The organism is Paraburkholderia sp. PGU19 (genome assembly GCF_013426915.1).
Lineage (GTDB): Bacteria > Pseudomonadota > Gammaproteobacteria > Burkholderiales > Burkholderiaceae > Paraburkholderia.
In genome coordinates this window covers 920,882-935,968 of record NZ_AP023182.1, presented here as the reverse complement: position 1 = coordinate 935,968, position 15,087 = coordinate 920,882, and the positions used below count along the sequence as shown (strand labels likewise).

At 60.7% G+C, this 15,087-nt stretch carries 12 protein-coding genes and 3 pseudogenes; 4 read left to right on the top strand and 11 right to left on the bottom strand.

From position 1 onward, the window contains the following. Positions 1 to 17 precede the first annotated feature (17 nt). Both nirB and H1204_RS44675 read right to left on the bottom strand, forming a co-directional pair. The gene (gene nirB / locus H1204_RS44680) at positions 18 to 2,558 is read right to left on the bottom strand and encodes a nitrite reductase large subunit NirB (RefSeq protein WP_180735374.1); all 2,541 of its coding nucleotides are present in this window, start codon (positions 2,556 to 2,558) and stop codon (positions 18 to 20) included. A gap of 387 nt (positions 2,559 to 2,945) precedes the next feature. Next, positions 2,946 to 4,280, bottom strand: coding sequence for an MFS transporter (locus H1204_RS44675; RefSeq protein WP_180735373.1), 1,335 nt, complete (start codon positions 4,278 to 4,280; stop codon positions 2,946 to 2,948). A 473-nt stretch (positions 4,281 to 4,753) separates the two neighbouring features. Here H1204_RS44675 and H1204_RS44670 point away from each other — a divergent pair, with 473 nt between their 5' ends. Together H1204_RS44670 and H1204_RS44665 are read left to right on the top strand one after the other, a co-directional pair. Further along, entirely contained in the window at positions 4,754 to 4,957 is a 204-nt protein-coding gene (locus H1204_RS44670; RefSeq protein WP_180735372.1) for a cold-shock protein, read from the top strand. Positions 4,958 to 6,263: 1,306 nt separating this feature from the next. Beyond that, the gene (locus tag H1204_RS44665) at positions 6,264 to 6,647 is read left to right on the top strand and encodes a TraR/DksA family transcriptional regulator (RefSeq protein WP_180736325.1); all 384 of its coding nucleotides are present in this window, start codon (positions 6,264 to 6,266) and stop codon (positions 6,645 to 6,647) included. 483 nt (positions 6,648 to 7,130) lie between these two features. On the opposite strand, the gene H1204_RS44660 is transcribed toward H1204_RS44665, so the two are convergent. Beyond that, positions 7,131 to 7,433: a type II toxin-antitoxin system RelE/ParE family toxin gene (locus tag H1204_RS44660; RefSeq protein ID WP_180735371.1), complete on the bottom strand. Its 303-nt coding sequence runs from the start codon at positions 7,431 to 7,433 to the stop codon at positions 7,131 to 7,133. Then, positions 7,430 to 7,687 (bottom strand): type II toxin-antitoxin system ParD family antitoxin, encoded by a 258-nt coding sequence (locus tag H1204_RS44655; RefSeq protein ID WP_180735370.1) that lies wholly within the window; start codon positions 7,685 to 7,687, stop codon positions 7,430 to 7,432. The genes H1204_RS44660 and H1204_RS44655 overlap by 4 nt, the downstream gene beginning before the upstream one ends. A gap of 622 nt (positions 7,688 to 8,309) precedes the next feature. Between H1204_RS44655 and H1204_RS44650 the strand changes: the two genes are divergently transcribed. Both H1204_RS44650 and H1204_RS44645 read left to right on the top strand, forming a co-directional pair. Continuing rightward, the gene (locus H1204_RS44650) at positions 8,310 to 8,534 is read left to right on the top strand and encodes a hypothetical protein (protein WP_180735369.1); all 225 of its coding nucleotides are present in this window, start codon (positions 8,310 to 8,312) and stop codon (positions 8,532 to 8,534) included. Positions 8,535 to 8,617: 83 nt separating this feature from the next. Continuing rightward, positions 8,618 to 8,797, top strand: coding sequence for an EAL domain-containing protein (locus H1204_RS44645; protein WP_180735211.1), 180 nt, complete (start codon positions 8,618 to 8,620; stop codon positions 8,795 to 8,797). Positions 8,798 to 9,026: 229 nt separating this feature from the next. Here H1204_RS44645 and H1204_RS44640 read toward each other — a convergent pair whose 3' ends face one another. The 7 genes and pseudogenes from H1204_RS44640 to H1204_RS44610 all read right to left on the bottom strand — a co-directional run. Then, on the bottom strand, positions 9,027 to 9,356 hold the full coding sequence (locus tag H1204_RS44640) for a DUF3579 domain-containing protein (protein WP_180735368.1): 330 nt from the start codon (positions 9,354 to 9,356) through the stop codon (positions 9,027 to 9,029). Positions 9,357 to 9,627: 271 nt separating this feature from the next. Then, positions 9,628 to 10,992: a 2-hydroxycarboxylate transporter family protein gene (locus H1204_RS44635; protein WP_180735367.1), complete on the bottom strand. Its 1,365-nt coding sequence runs from the start codon at positions 10,990 to 10,992 to the stop codon at positions 9,628 to 9,630. 939 nt (positions 10,993 to 11,931) lie between these two features. Further along, positions 11,932 to 12,225: a dual specificity protein phosphatase family protein gene (locus H1204_RS44630; RefSeq protein ID WP_180735366.1), complete on the bottom strand. Its 294-nt coding sequence runs from the start codon at positions 12,223 to 12,225 to the stop codon at positions 11,932 to 11,934. Between the two features lie 393 nt (positions 12,226 to 12,618). Further along, positions 12,619 to 12,795, bottom strand: a pseudogene (locus tag H1204_RS44625) (IS6 family transposase); the annotation flags it as partial. Between the two features lie 176 nt (positions 12,796 to 12,971). After that, positions 12,972 to 13,646, bottom strand: a complete 675-nt coding sequence (locus H1204_RS44620) for a response regulator (RefSeq protein WP_180735365.1) — start codon at positions 13,644 to 13,646, stop codon at positions 12,972 to 12,974. Between the two features lie 60 nt (positions 13,647 to 13,706). Further along, a pseudogene (locus tag H1204_RS44615) lies at positions 13,707 to 13,964 on the bottom strand (hypothetical protein); the annotation flags it as partial. A 20-nt stretch (positions 13,965 to 13,984) separates the two neighbouring features. Next, positions 13,985 to 14,395, bottom strand: a pseudogene (locus H1204_RS44610) (carboxylate--amine ligase); the annotation flags it as partial. Positions 14,396 to 15,087: the final 692 nt, after the last annotated feature.

Below are 15,087 nucleotides of genomic sequence, written 5' to 3'. Positions count from 1 at the left end.
TTGGGTGTGATGCATGGTCAGGCGGTCTCGACGACCACGGGAACCGGGAATTGCTTCGCTTGCCGCTCTGCCGGCGTCGCGGGACGGATCTGCCCACGTTCCTCGACGAAGGTCACGTTCTCGTCGAGCTTGTCGCTGTTGACGAAGTGACGGAAGCGCTTGCGAGTCTCAGGATCGGTCACGGCCTTCTTCCACTCACACTCATAGGTACTGACCACGTGCTGCATTTCCGCCTCCAGCTCCGCAGCGAGTCCCAGCTTGTCGTGCGCGACGACGTCGATCAGGTATTCGAGGCCGCCTTCGAGGTTCTCGCGCCATACGCTGGTGCGCTGCAAGCGGTCGGCGGTGCGCACGTAAAACATCAGGAAGCGGTCGATGTAGCGCACAAGCGTTTCGCGGTCCAGATTCGACGCGAGCAGTTCGGCGTGGCGTGGCTTCATCCCGCCATTGCCGCACACATACAGATTCCAGCCTTTCTCGGTGGCGATAATGCCGATGTCCTTGCCCTGCGCTTCCGCGCATTCGCGGGTACAGCCCGACACGCCGAACTTGAGCTTGTGCGGCGAACGCAGGCCCTTGTAGCGGTTTTCCATGGCAACCGCGAGCCCGACCGAATCGCCGACGCCGTAGCGACACCATGTCGAGCCGACGCACGACTTCACGGTACGCAGCGACTTGCCGTAGGCATGCCCGGATTCGAAACCGGCGGCGATCAGCTCTTCCCAGATCAGCGGCAGTTGATCGACACGCGCGCCGAACAGATCGACGCGCTGACCGCCGGTGATCTTCGTATAGAGGCTGTACTTCTTCGCCACCTGGCCGACAGCGATCAGGCCTTCCGGCGTCACCTCGCCTCCGGGCATACGCGGCACGACCGAGTAGGTACCGTCGCGCTGAATGTTGCCGAGGTAGTAGTCGTTCGAGTCTTGCAGACCTGCATGTTCCTTCTTGAGTACAAACTCGTTCCAGCATGATGCGAGAATCCCTGCGACGGTGGGCTTGCAGATGTCGCAGCCAAGGCCGTTGCCATGCTTTTCCAGCAGTGCGTCAAAGGTCTTGATGCGCTCGACGCGGACGATGTGATACAGCTCCTGGCGCGAATACGCGAAGTGTTCGCAGACGTGGTTATTGACCGCGAGCCCCTGTTTCTTCATCTCGGCCTTCATCACCTGCGTGACAAGTGGCACGCAACCGCCGCACGCGGTGCCGGCGCACGTCGCGCTCTTCACGGCACCGATACTGGTCGCGCCCGCACATACCGCCGCGCAGATTTCGCCTTTGGAGACGTTGTTGCACGAGCAGATCTGCGCGGCCTCGGGCAGCGCGTCGGCTCCAAGTCCGGGCCTGGCCTTGCCGTCGCTTTGCGGCAGGATCAGGAATTCCGGCGCTTCGGGCAATTCGATGCGATTGAGCATCATCTGCAGCAGCGTGCCGTATTCGGTCGCATCGCCCACCATCACGGCGCCGAGCAATTGCTTGCCGCACTCCGACACCACCATCTTCTTGTAGACCTGTTTGCGTTCGTCGCTGAACTGGTAGGTGCGGCTGCCCGGCGTCTTGCCGTGCGCGTCGCCGATGCTCGCGACATCCACGCCCATCAGCTTGAGTTTGGTGCTCATGTCCGCACCGCCGAAGCCCGCCTGATCCCCCAGCAATTGCCTGGCTGTGACGCGCGCCATGTCATACCCTGGCGCCACCAGGCCATACACCGTGCCGTTCCACGCCGCGCATTCGCCGATCGCGTAGATGTCGGGATCGCTCGTGCGGCAGGTGTCGTCGATCGCGATGCCCCCGCGCGGACCCAGTTCCAGCCCGCAGGCACGCGCAATCTCATCGCGCGGACGAATACCCGCGGAGAACACAATCATGTCGGTGTCGAGATGCGTGCCGTCGGCGAACTGCATACGGTGGGTGCCCGCTTCGCCATCGGTGATGGCGAGGGTGTGCTTGCCGGTGTGGACCTGCACGCCCAGCTCTTCGATCTTGCTGCGCAGAACCCGTCCGCCGCCTTCGTCGACCTGCACCGCCATCAGGCGCGGGGCGAACTCGACGACATGCGCGGCCAGCCCCATATCATGCAGCGCCTTGGCGCATTCGAGCCCCAGCAGGCCGCCGCCTACCACCACACCTGATTTCGCCCGCGCGCCGCACGCCCGCATCGCCTCGAGATCCTCGATGGTGCGATAAACAAAGCAGTCTTCACGATCGCTGCCCGCCATCGGCGGAACAAACGGCGAGGAACCGGTGGCGAGCACCAGCTTGTCATAAGAAAGCATCTCACCGGTCGAGACACTCACCGTGCGGGCCTCCCGGTCGATCGACACCGCCTTCGCGTTGAGCCTGAGCAGCACGTTCTCGCGCTCGAAGAAGCCTGGCTTGACGAGCGACAGGTCCTCAGCGGATTTGCCTGAAAAGAATTCGGACAGATGCACGCGGTCGTAAGCGGGACGGGGCTCCTCGCACAGCACGGTGACGTGCAGCGCGGAGCTCGCGTCGTCCACAAGGCATTCAAGGAGCTTGTGTCCCACCATGCCGTGACCAATGACGACAACGTTCAAGACTGGAGTTCCATCCATTTTCAACGCGGTTCGCGGCATGATTATCGTCCGGCAAATAAAAAGGCGTCCCGCGGATCCAGTCGTCAGGTGACTGAATTCGGGGGACGCCGTTGTCCAGAAAAGCAGTGATCTACGGAGTGACTTTTGCTGCGTGTTGGCCGGATCATCGTTGATCCGCTTGCTTGAGTTATGCAAAGGCTATGCCATGCGGCGCCGTCGAGCTCTGCGCAAGAGAAAGGCCTGTCGCAAGACACGTCCTGCGACGGCGGCCTGATACATTCTGATGCGGCAACGCACAATGGCGGTGCGGTGCAGCACCTTCTCCGTGCAGTGCGCCTGACGGATGTCATCGCCTGTTTGGTCTGCATAATGGCTTTCCCAGGTCCGTTAATTCGCGACCCCATTGGCGCCGACGGCACCCAGCGCGTGCTCGCGTAGCGCCGCTTCGCGCGCCTTGTGTTCGCTGCTGAAGCGCACTGCCAGCGCGCATAACGCGGACAGCGTGACGAGCATCCCGAGCATCGCCAGCGTCTGCTGGACGCTACCGACGCCTTTCATCAGGAAGCCGGCGGCCACCGCGCCGACATTGCCACCGGCGCCAATCACGCCCGCGACGCCGCCCAACGCCTTGCGGTCGATGAACGGCACCAGCGCGTAAGTTGCGCCGCAAGCCATGTGCGTGAACAGACCGAAAACCAGCATGGCAGCCACGGCCAGCGCGATGCTGTCCGCGTGAGCGAAGCCCACGAGGCCCACGCCTTCGCCGACGATCAGCGCAAACAGCAAGGTCGAGCGGATACCAAGGCCCCGGCGCGCGGCCGCCTTGTCCGACAGCCAGCCACCCAGCGCGCGGGCGAAGAGTGCGAGCAGGCCGAAGCTGCCGGCGGCTATGCCCGCCGCCTTCAGCGACAGGTGGAAATGATCGACGTAGTAGACCGCAGCGACGTTGTGAATGAAAACCTCGACACCGAAACACGCTGCGTAGGTGATGAACAACATCCAGACGCGATAGTTTGCGCAGGCCGCCCGAAAGCTTGCCCAACCGCCCTTTTTTCCGCCGTCGATCGCAATTCCGCGCGCCCGCAGGGCCGAAAAATTTCCTTGTGGGCAATCCTGCGTGCAGCGCCAGTAAAAAATTGCCATGACCGGCATCGCAAGGCCCGGCACCACCAGCGCAAGGCGCCACGCCGACGACTGCTCGACGCCCAACGCCATGACCGCCGCCAGCAGCAGCGGCACGAGCGCCTGCGCGGCGCCCGCCCCGGTGTTGCCCCAACCGGCCGTCGCCGCGTTGGCGGTGCCGACCACGTTCGGCGCGAACATCATCGAGGTGTGATACTGGCTAATGACGAAGCAGGCGCCGACCGCACCAATGCCCAGGCGGCACAGCAGGAAGCTCTCGTAGCCACTGGAGAGTGCGGCGCCCAGCACGGGGAAGACTCCCGCGAGCATCAGGCCACAATAGATCTTGCGCGGGCCGTAACGATCGCATAGCGGACCGATCACCAGACGCACGAGGATCGTGACCGCGACCGCGGCGATGTTGATATTGGCGACCTGGTCGACGGAAAGCCCGAACTGGCTCTTGATCAGCGGCATCAAAGGCGCACAGGCGAACCACGCGAAGAAGCAGACGAAGAACGCCATCCACGTGAGATGGAAAACGCGCATCGGTGGTGTGTGCATGCTGAAGAGGTCGATGCGGGTTGCCTTGTCTGTCATCGTCGTTCCAGAAAAAGAAAAAGCGTCCCCCTAACCCAATCAGATGACTGGGTTAGGGGACGCCGTTGTCCAAAAACCGTTGTGAAGTTGCCGCGTTGCTTCGAATGAAGCCAGATCGACATTGATCCTGTGCCGGTCCTATACGCATATGCCGTGCCAGCTGAGAATCTCACCATTCGGCGTGCCTGAAAGCCTCAAACGGTGACACCGCGCGACGTAATCTATCCCCGGCACCGACCTTTTTTGTCGTAGCCAGGCACGGTGATGGTGCAGGACGGCACTCTTTAGTGCGATTGGACGCGTTGTGGCGGGCGTTCGGCCATCAGAAATACCTTATGACGAATTCAGTGGATGCCAATCGCACTATCCGGTTTGCCGACCGATGCATCCGGTACAAAGTCCTCCATCGCGGGCAATCGCTCCGCGCGGTATCGCGTTCATGAACGCGACTTTCAACGTCTACAGGTTTAAAAATGGCAACTGGTACAGTGAAATGGTTTAACGATGCGAAGGGCTTTGGTTTCATCACGCCGGACGAAGGCGGTGAAGACCTGTTCGCCCACTTCTCCGAAATCAAGACTGAAGGCTTCAAGTCGTTGCAGGACAATCAGAAAGTAAGCTTCGATGTCAAGATGGGCCAGAAGGGCAAGCAAGCTGCAAATATCAAGCTCGTCTGACAGGTAGCGGATCGTCCTGGCCCGCCCTGCGCGGGTCCAATTTCTTACGTTCACCGCGTCAGCCGCCAGCGGATGGCACGGGCAATTGGCACATGCGGAAATCGGGTCGGTTGTCGGCACTGGTTTGCGCAAGCGCGATGTCCTGATGCGCCCTGTTCACTCGACTTGCCGATTCACTCGGTGATCGTCCACGAACCTCAAGCGTTTCGCCTGTCCGTCGAACCGGGTCAACCTCACTCCGTGAAGAAGAAACTGCTCATCTCTGTTCGCAATTTAAGTTGTTGGACGAGACGGGCGCGTAAGGTAGATCCATCACGACGCGTTCACTTTTCCGCCAACGCGAAGCACCTATCGCCGCCGGTATCGGACCTTGTATCTGGTTGAACCGCTCGCGATGCCACCCGTTGGCGTGGCGTTACAGAACACATCGAGCCTTGTCCGTGATCACCCTAACCGGTTCCGAACTCAGGCTGTTACAACAAGGGCTCTGCGAGCGCCGTCGTGAGCTGCTGGCGACGCTGCACGGCGAATACGGTGATCTCGCTGGAGCACGACCGCCCGAAGAGCTGGGCCCCGAGTCGCCCTGAGATCCACGAGCATGACGTCCCCGCGAGAAATCTTTGAGGCCAATCTCGTGCCGCGCCATAGCCGTTTCGTAATGTCACCGCATACTCTGGAAGAGTCACCGACGTTACCGAAATTTGATGCATGTGAAGGCGGTCTGTCTGGGTCGAAGCGCTTGACCTTTATGGGTTTGACTAGCTCGCCATCGGCGTCGACTTCCGCCACACTGGCGAGACATTGCCGGTCGTGTATGTGCATCATCGATTGCAAGAAAGGGACATCCGGGTCAGACGGTTTGTGACCCTCGGTTGCTATTAGCCGATAGCGTCCGTCCTTTTGTGGCGTGAACGTCGCTGGCATCATGCAAACATTCTCCTCGTAGGAGATGACTAGCGGCTGGTCCGGCACGACCTTCACAGGTATTGAACCCGGACTACCATCAACATAGGTCTTGCCCGCATAGCAGCCCTTTTCGTTCAGCGTTGCTTCTGCCTCAAATCTCGCGTGAGTTAAACATTTGATCGTATGGGTGCCGCTCATTTCACCACCCAGCGTCAGGGCTTCATTGGTAGGGCTTTAGCGACGAGACTCAGGATCGTCAGAGCGGATCGTTACTGTCGCATTGTGCTAACCGCTCGGCGGGTGCATGCTTGGTTTGGCCTGTGGGTAGTACTCACATGACGGAACGCCTTCGCGATGTCACCCGTTGGCGTGGCGTTACAGAACACATCGAGCCTTGTCCATGATCACCCTAACCGGTTCCGAACTCAGGCTGTTACAACAAAGGCTCTGCGAGCGCCGTCGTGAGCTGCTGGCGACGCTGCACGGCGAATACGGTGATCTCGCTGGAGCACGGCCGCCCGAAGAGCTGGGCCCCGAGTCGCATCCCGACGAGACCGCATCGCGCAAAGCGAGCGATCAGTTGCGCACTGCGCTCGCGCGGCACGATTTCGACGAACTGCAGCAGATCGACGCGGCGCTGGCACGCATCGCCGCTGGCCGCTACGGGGCATGCGTCGATTGCGGCGACCCGATCGGTTATGAGCGCCTTGTCGCCGCACCCTACACGGCCCGCTGCGTTTCATGCCAGACGACGTTCGAACAGCACCGCCCCACCCGTCAATAGGAAACCCATCAGGTATAAAAGTCCTCTTGTCGCGATAGACGCAGTAGCCCGTCGCACCCATCAATGCGTGCGCGCGAAAATTCGTAAGATCTAAATCGGTCCAGGTCTTTTGTATCGGCGTTCAATCTCCGGGCCTGGTGCAACCCGGCATAGCCCGCTTGCACAGCCAATTCATTGGCATCCGGAAACCCGTCGGTGTGGGCACCGGTGGAAGCGGCGAAGTGAGGCGCATTTTCACTCATACGGACATCGGAATTCGGGCTCCCGATGGACAGTGAAGTATTGCCAATCGGCGAAGTCACCTTTGTGCAGCACCTCGCCGCCCGGATGTGAAGAGCCCGGCTCGCCTCCATTAGAGCCCGTCGATCAATCAGATAACCTCGCGCAATGTACGGACTTGTCCGGCAGGCGCCTGCACTCCCGCTCAAACACAAGACAGTCCTGCAGAAACAAACGGATCGCCGTCGGGCAGCTCGCGCGAATTCAGGGAAAAAGGACCGCGGCGTAGTTGTGCGCGCTATGCAGGATGTGAATGACGTCGACGCGCTCGGGCGGCTCGCCAACAACACGATAGAAAATCTGGTGGCCACCGTGTACCCGGTGACGCACGCCACGGTCTTCGTAACGCGGCACGATTGGGAATGCGACGTACATGTCGGCAAGGCGAGTGCACTTCTCGCGCAGCTCGCGCACGAAACTCAGCGCGCGACGGGGGTTGTCGCGGGCCATGTAATCGCCGATCGCCTCAAGATCGGCCTCGGCATCAGGAAGGATCTGGACAATCATCGCTTGGTGCCCGCCATTGCATGATATTTTGCTTCAAGCCGGTCAAACACGTCCTCGGCGAGGTTCCCCCGTCCCGCCTCCGAATCGCCGATGCCGCGCTCAATGACCGCATCCAGCGCGACGAGCTGCATTTCGCGATCCTGAATGAGCTTCATGCCTTCCCGCAGAACCTCGCTTTCCGAGCCATAGCGACCCGACTCGACCAACTTTGCGACGTAGGCCTCAAGCGGTTGCCCAAGATCTGCATTGATCATAGCCATACCCCGGAATATTCATGCGCCCAGACCACTCAATAAATATTATAAGGCGATACGGCCCAGCCCGATCTGATCGAATTCAGGGCACGCGACGGAGGCAAGCCGCGCTGCACGTGCCGACAATCACCCAGAACAAATGATCCCAAGGTTGGCCAACAACTTTTTCAACAGAACCGCGGCAAGCCTTTCGCCTTCTTCGGCCCCGGAATGGCAAAACAAAGTAGCGGGCGGTTTCGCGTGGACTTCTCGCGCGGACCAATTCCGGCGGCGCCCTGTATCGGCCGATGAAACGCTCATGCTGAAGAATCTTGGGTTAATCCAAACAGACACCAAATGCAGGACAAGCGCGGGTTCCGTCTTGTTGCGACCCAGCAACTGACACAGCGTGGAGTCGCCTGGGCGGGCCGACCGAGCGCCAACCCGCTTTGCTTCTCCACAGGCCTTGCATTAGCTGACTACAGATCGCCAAGTTCGTGCCCTTCTACTCTCGAGTGCGCCGAAGGCTATTATGAGAGCAGCGACACGTATTGCATCAGCAGACGCTCTTGACGTTCCAGTACGACGCCACGACCGGACTCGCGTCCGTGGGGGCAACGAACATATCTTGAGGGAAATAGCCATGCTTGACCTGCACATCCGAAAATGCGTGGCACGGCACAAAGAACATCGCGTCGATACAAGCCCCCGCGCAGACGTCAGCGCTCAGCAAGCTACCCGACGCTGGCTGGTTGCGCTCGCGCTAATCGGAGGCGCGGTCGCGGCAGTCGCGATCGCCACCGGCCTGCCAGCCACCGGACTCGCGATTTACCTGATGCTGACATTGCCGTTCGTGTTCTTCGCCTGACCGAGCCTGATGCGCAGCGTCGATTTCCGAGCGGCGCAAAACATGGGGTCAGACCGGGTAGCCAGCGAGTCCTTCACCTGCAGGTGACTTCCGAGGGTGTCGAGACGCCGGAGCAGCTCGGGCAGATTGACGCGATGGGTTGCGACGAATACCAGGGCTTCTATTGCAGCAGGCCGGTCGGGCCGGACGAGGTAGCCGCACTGCTGCGCGCCGGCCACTTGGGCGCAGCGACGCTCGAAAGGGCGCGTCAGGCCCCCGGTTGAAACGGCGCGGTCCTGCCGCTGACCGCCTGGGCAGCGAGGGGCGTTCATACTGGAATGGCAATCCCACTGGCGTGCCGCAAGCACACGTGACTTCGTGTCCAGACTGTCGAGGCGTCCCGACGCGTGCGGTACGGCGGGCTCGGCCTGTCATGCGTAAAAACTGTGAACAATTGCCGCGGGTGTCCGACCGTCGGGTTTCGGCAAAGGCGACGGATGGTTTTCGGGGGTGTTACGGTACGGAAAATACAGGCGCTGCGTGCACGGTGATGGACAAATCGTTGTCCTCTGCAAATCGCATTACGAACTCGAAGGCACCGGGGCAGACGGATCGCAGCTCGTCCGCGACGAAGAGACTCTTGAGTCCGCCGTCAATGACGGGCATGGCCAGTCGCGTCGCGGGAACGTGCATGCCCGGCCGCCGCTCGCCGACGAACAGCGTAACCACCCCGGTCAGACGTTCCGCCCAGTCTCCCGGCCGGAACTCCCTCTGACGATGCGTGATGCCCCTGATTAGCATGCCCTGCGTAAAACCGCGTGGTGTCAGACTGGTTCGATCCATTGTCGTGTCTCTTGTCAGATAGTACGTTTCACCGGCGGCTGTTTTCGTCGCAGGGTTGGCGTTGCCGTGAGTTCCGAAAGCGTTGGGTATGCCGTGATGTGCAACAGGTAACGCATGCGCGCGCTACTTCCACAGGCACCGCCTATAACCGATGCTTTAGCGGGCGTGGGAAAAGCCAGGGGACGGCCGTCGGTCGGGCGTCGGAGTGACCTGTCAGTGCCAGGTCCAGCATCGTCGACGGCCATCGACTTCGCGTCAGGTTCGCCAGAAGTCACCCGGAATGTGCCAATATGGCCAGGGTCACTGTGACCACGATCGCGCCACCGATGCGCGTGGCGATCTGCGCGAATGGCATCAGCGTCATGCGGTTCGCCGCCGTCAGGATCGCGACGTCGCCCGTGCCGCCCTGGCCGCTGTGGCAGGCGTTCACGATCGCGGTGTCGATAGGGTACATCTTCAGGAAGCGCCCAACCACAAAGCCCGTGCCCATCAGCGTCGCCACCGTCACGACGATGGTCACGATATTGGCGAACGTGAACGCGGCGATCAGCTTGTCCCACGGCGTCATCGCCACACCAATTGCGAACAGCAGCGGATACGTGACGGCCGTCGAGAAGAATTTGTAGACGACGAACGCGCCTTCCTGCAACTGCGGCGACACCGCGCGCGCGAGCTTCACCAGCACCGCGAGGAACAGCATCGCGACGGGCGCGGGCAGACCGAACAGATTGCGGCACATCAGGCCGAGCAGGTAGAGCGTGATCGCGGTGATGCCGGCCGCCGCGATATGCGTGACGTCGATATGGCCGCTGATTTCTTCCTTCACCGGGTCCATTTCGTCCTTCTCGCCGACCTGCAGACGCCCGTTGCCCGTCAGATGCGGAAGACGCTTGCCGAGCATGTCGAGTGCGCCGGCCAGCACGATCGCCGTCAGGCTGCCGAGCATCACGGGCGGCAGCACCTGGGCGAACAGTTCGCCCTGCGGCAGATGCATGATTTCCGAATAGCCGATGGACAGCGGAATCGCACCCTCGCCGACGCCGCCCGCCATGATGGGCACGACGATATACAGCAGCGTATGGCGCACGCCGAGTCCGAACATCGCGCCGACGGCCGTGCCGACGATGGCCGCCGCGATCGAACCGATCGCCAGCGGCACGAAGATCTTGATGAAGCCCTGAATCAGCACGCGCCGGTCCATGCTCAAAATGCTGCCGACGATGATCGACGCGATGAACAGGTACAGGAAGTTCGTCTGCTTGGTGAACTCCGTCGTCAGGTTGAGGACGGGTTTCGGCAGCAGATGGTAGTACGTGAGCGCCGACGGCACGAAGGTCGCGCAGATCGCGGCCGCGCCGATGTTGCGCAGGATGGGCAGACGCTTGCCCAGTTCGGCACAGGTGAAGCCGAAGAAGGCGAGTACGGCGATCGCCATCGAAATTTCGCCGGGCACCTTGCCGGTTACGGCGAAGCTCGTGATCAGCGCAAGCAGGATGAAGTAGACGGGCAGCGGGATGATGCCGATCCGGTATTCCATCAGCTTCCACCAGCCTTCCGGCCAGAAGCGTGTTTTGGTGGCGGGTTGCTGCGCGGGTAACGGTTGTGGACGGTCGGGGGTGTGCGAACTGGTCAACAAGGCATGCCTCCTATTCTGGAATGTCGGCGCCGCATACGGTCAATGCGCGTCGCTGACACTGGCGAGTTAGATGCGGAGCGGCGTTCGGGTGAAAAGGCCGACGCCGCGGTAAAAGAACAACCTCTTCGGTGATGAAACCGACGACTTCCTGGATGCCGGTCGCGTCGCGTGCGCATCCATGCCGCTATTGCCTGCTCGTGCGGTGCGTGAACTTCGGGCGACGGGCAACCATCGGCAGATGGAGCCCTAAACGGCGGAACACCGGAATTTCATGTCGTGACAGGTCGGGTTGCGAAAGGTAAATCGCGGTTCTCCTCCGCGCAGCAGGCCATGTGGACAACACGCACCTGAGCACCGGCGAGGGGGCGCGCGACACGAAAGTCCAGCTACGGTATTGGAAGCAGGATCTGTGAGGGGTTCAGATGAGTCTCCGTCGATGCGGCCTGTTGCGCGGCCGGTTGGCAATGTCGAGCGAGAACCATGCCAGCATCGAGCCCGCAAGCCGAAAACCGGGACCGCTGATTTCGTGACGCTTTTTCTGCGAGAGCAAAGCGGAATTGCGCCGGCGTTCCGGGATCTCAGAATTTACGGGGAGCCGGAGGCTGAGATCTCAGCCAGACAGGGGCGTCGGGCCTTCGCGTGCAAGGGCATCGGCTTCGCCGGGGATATTCATTGCCTCGCGGAGTTCCGGGGCCTACTGCGAACTGGCGATAGCGATCTGCAAAAGCAGACCGGTAGACACGTCGCCGCAACGAGATACAGGGTGGCACCATCCGTTCCGGACTACTTATCGTTTATGAAGGATGATGCCGCCATGCACGTTAGTCCGTTGGGCTTCGTCGGCAGCAAGCATACGCCCCATACGCACGCTCAGGACGGTCGTCGGGCACAAAGTTATGGTGTCTCGCCCGACCACAGGGCGGTCAACGCCACCGGTCTTTATTGTGCCTGCCCACGCACGTGAGGTCCGCTTGGCCCGGCCACCCATTTTTCCTGGGCTTCCATTTCAATGGCATCTGGCCGCGCAGCCCTCACAATTGCAATCGCGGACTGGGCTTCCATGCCTCGCTCGACCAAAAGCCGGGCGGCAATCATGCCAGATCGTCCAAGGCCGCCCCAGCAGTGGACGAGAAGCAGACCATTTTGAATGGTCGAATGCAGGCCGCGGCTCAGGCTTGTCCACGCATCTCCGGTCGCGGGACGCTGAAATTCCGTATCGGGAAATGTGACCATCCAATCCCATTTGATCGCAAAATTCTTTTCAGATCATTTGTACACCTTCAATCTCGTGCTCTTCGACGAGCGACAGGACCAGGGACGGGGACCGCCCGACAATCCGTGAAACGGCTTCATAGCAGGCAACGGTTCGACCCGGGCATTCCGTTAGTGCAATGGCGATACGTCCGTCGACCCAGACGGTTGAGATATCTCCAGAGGCGAAAGTGGTCATTCAGATGGCCTTTACATAATGCGGACGGGACGACCCCGGACTCACGCGAGCGAAGACGGAATGAGCGCCGTCAGTACGGCGTGGCAGTCTCGCCATGTAGTCGGGTCGGAGCGCGATGCGACACCCACCTCGAGCGCGGACAGCTTGAATCTGAGAATCGCTGCGAGCCGGTTCCAGCGTTTGACGAACTCCGGTGTGTAGCGTTTCACCCAACGCAGGATCGTAGTGTGGGCGAGGGACAGGCCGCGTTCAGCCATCATCTCGGCGAGATCGCGCAGACTGAGCTTGTAGCGCAGATACCAACGGACACAAAGGACGATGACTTCGCGGTCGAAACGACGCCCACTGAACAACCATTCGAGATCTTTCAGCTTGCTCGTTGGCTCGTGGTCGTCAAAAGCCCAAGGGTAACAGACCGACGCATCGGAATTGCACCACAACCGTTACCTCAATCCTTCACGCTCCTTTCGCGCCTGCTTCGTACAACTTAGTGCTATTACCGATACAGGAAACTAAATCCTGTATCCACTCACGACGCATCTTTGGTCCGCAGGATGTAACCGAGACCGCGCAGCGTCATGATTTGCGCGCTCGAACTCGCGAGGTGCTTGCGCAGGCGGTGGATGTAGATGTCGATGGCGTCCGCGCTCGGCTCGTCGTCGAGGCCGTACACGCTGTCCATCAGCTTGGTCTTCGAAACCATCTTGCCCTGCCGCAGCATCAGCGTTTCCAGGATCGTGTGCTCGCGACGCCGCAGGTTCAGCGGCGCGTCGCCGTGGCGGAACTCTCGCGTGTCGGAGATGTACTGCAGGTCGCCGCACATGAGCCAGCCCGATTTGTCGCTCAACTGCCGGCGGATCAACGCCTTGATGCGCGCCACCAGCTCACGGCCATGGAAGGGTTTCACAACGTAGTCGTCCGCGCCGGCGCTGAAGCAGTCGACCTTGTCATCGATAGAGCCATGCGCGGTCAGCATCAGCACTGGCACGTTGTCGCGCCGGCGGCGCAGGCGCGCGAGCACGTCCTTGCCGCTCATGCGCGGCAGACGCATGTCGAGCAGCACCACGTCGTAGCACTGGGTAGTCAACACGGAGTCTGCGGATTCGCCGTCAGGCACGCAATCGACGGCGAAATTCTCCGCGCGCAGCAAGTTAACAATCCAATGCGAGAGTTCGATATTGTCTTCGACGAGCAGCAGCTTCATTCTCTTTCCTCATTCCTGCACGCGGGCAGGTGAACCGTGATGACGAGCCCAACCCGTCGTCACGAGCGCGCCCTTTGCGCTGCACACCGGATCGTCCGGCGTGAACGGCCGGTCGACGTCGAACTTCTGCATGAACCAGCTCTCCTTCGACGCGGCGTCGTCATTGCCGCCGGCCAATGCGCCCTCGTGGCCGACCGCTCGAGTCAGCTTCTGCTTCCAGCGGCCGACCACGCAGGCCACCACCGGCTTGCTGAAATCCGCTTCCAGTTCGTAATATCCGCCCGGCTCCGAATACAGCACGGCCGCCTTGCTGCGCGCGGCACATGCACGATCATGCTCGGGTCGAGTTCCTCGATGTCGACGCCGCCGTGATGCGTGAGCGTCATCGTGGGCGCTCTGAAGCGCGTCGAGTCGGTGATCGAGAAATACACTTCGTGCTGGACCGGCACCGCCCCCTCGAAGTTCACGCCGTTGGCCTTGGCGGTCTGATTGCCGTACTGGTGTTCGGCGAAGTACAGGCGCTCTTTCTCCTTCAACGCGGTTTTCAGATCGCTCGCGCGCCCGACGAGTCCCGCCCTCCCCTTCTTGCCTATGCCGCCCTTGAACATCGGCTTCACGAACACTGAACCATGGCGATCGATCAGCGCCTTGATCTGCTCTTCGCTCGCGTCAGGACCGAGCACTTCGGCCGTTGGAAAGCCGCCGAACTGCAGCAGCTTTGAGCCATACAACATACCGGTGACTTGCATTTCGTCTCCTTGGGGGTTGCTTACTGAATGGACCACTGGTGGCGTCGTCGGGGAACGACGCGTGCTGCGATTAATCAATTGACGGACGTGTTTGTCCCGCCGGACACGCGAGGCGGTCAGTGATCGGGCTGGCTGTAAAGTCGAGTAGCGGTTTGCTAGCGTCGCGCGTTTGCGCGGGGAGGGATAAATCGAATCATGAGTCTCGTCTCCGTAAATGCATTCCTGAACGGACGCTTTGATGGCGCGAAACGCCTTATACACACATTTAAGCAAAGTTCGCGCCAATTATAGTCAGATGAAAATTAGGTCTCACATCATTGATTTATAACGACTTTTTTTGTATCGGAAGTACCGGATCAATGGGGAAAGTCTCGAAAGTCAGAATCCGCTGGCGGAGCAGGCTTAGACTTCAGCCACCGCAAAAAAGCCGAGCGTGGATAAATTGACGTCAGTTGGTGCCGCCGCGTTCTTCCCGGCGCCGCCGGTTGCAACACCGGCAAGTAAGACGCCTTTCTCGGGCGACGTCGGAGGCGGCGGGTCGCCCCCTCACGCTCGTTCGGAGTCAGGAATCGGAATCGCCGGTTTCATGTCCTTTGTACTTTTTGTATCTGTCGTCACACAGTCGAACGCCACCGGGTATTCGCGATTCGTGATATTCGCTCCGACCGTTTGCGCGTACGTGCATCCTTTGC

Excerpts from the sequence above, each read along its gene's own strand:
- H1204_RS44675 (WP_180735373.1), bottom strand. The coding sequence starts at position 4,280 with ATGACAGACAAGGCAACCCGCATCGACCTCTTCAGCATGCACACACCA.
- H1204_RS44670 (WP_180735372.1), top strand. The coding sequence starts at position 4,754 with ATGGCAACTGGTACAGTGAAATGGTTTAACGATGCGAAGGGCTTTGGT.
- H1204_RS44665 (WP_180736325.1), top strand. The coding sequence starts at position 6,264 with ATGATCACCCTAACCGGTTCCGAACTCAGGCTGTTACAACAAAGGCTC.
- H1204_RS44660 (WP_180735371.1), bottom strand. The coding sequence starts at position 7,433 with ATGATTGTCCAGATCCTTCCTGATGCCGAGGCCGATCTTGAGGCGATC.
- H1204_RS44655 (WP_180735370.1), bottom strand. The coding sequence starts at position 7,687 with ATGATCAATGCAGATCTTGGGCAACCGCTTGAGGCCTACGTCGCAAAG.
- H1204_RS44650 (WP_180735369.1), top strand. The coding sequence starts at position 8,310 with ATGCTTGACCTGCACATCCGAAAATGCGTGGCACGGCACAAAGAACAT.
- H1204_RS44640 (WP_180735368.1), bottom strand. The coding sequence starts at position 9,356 with ATGGATCGAACCAGTCTGACACCACGCGGTTTTACGCAGGGCATGCTA.
- H1204_RS44630 (WP_180735366.1), bottom strand. The coding sequence starts at position 12,225 with ATGGTCACATTTCCCGATACGGAATTTCAGCGTCCCGCGACCGGAGAT.
- H1204_RS44620 (WP_180735365.1), bottom strand. The coding sequence starts at position 13,646 with ATGAAGCTGCTGCTCGTCGAAGACAATATCGAACTCTCGCATTGGATT.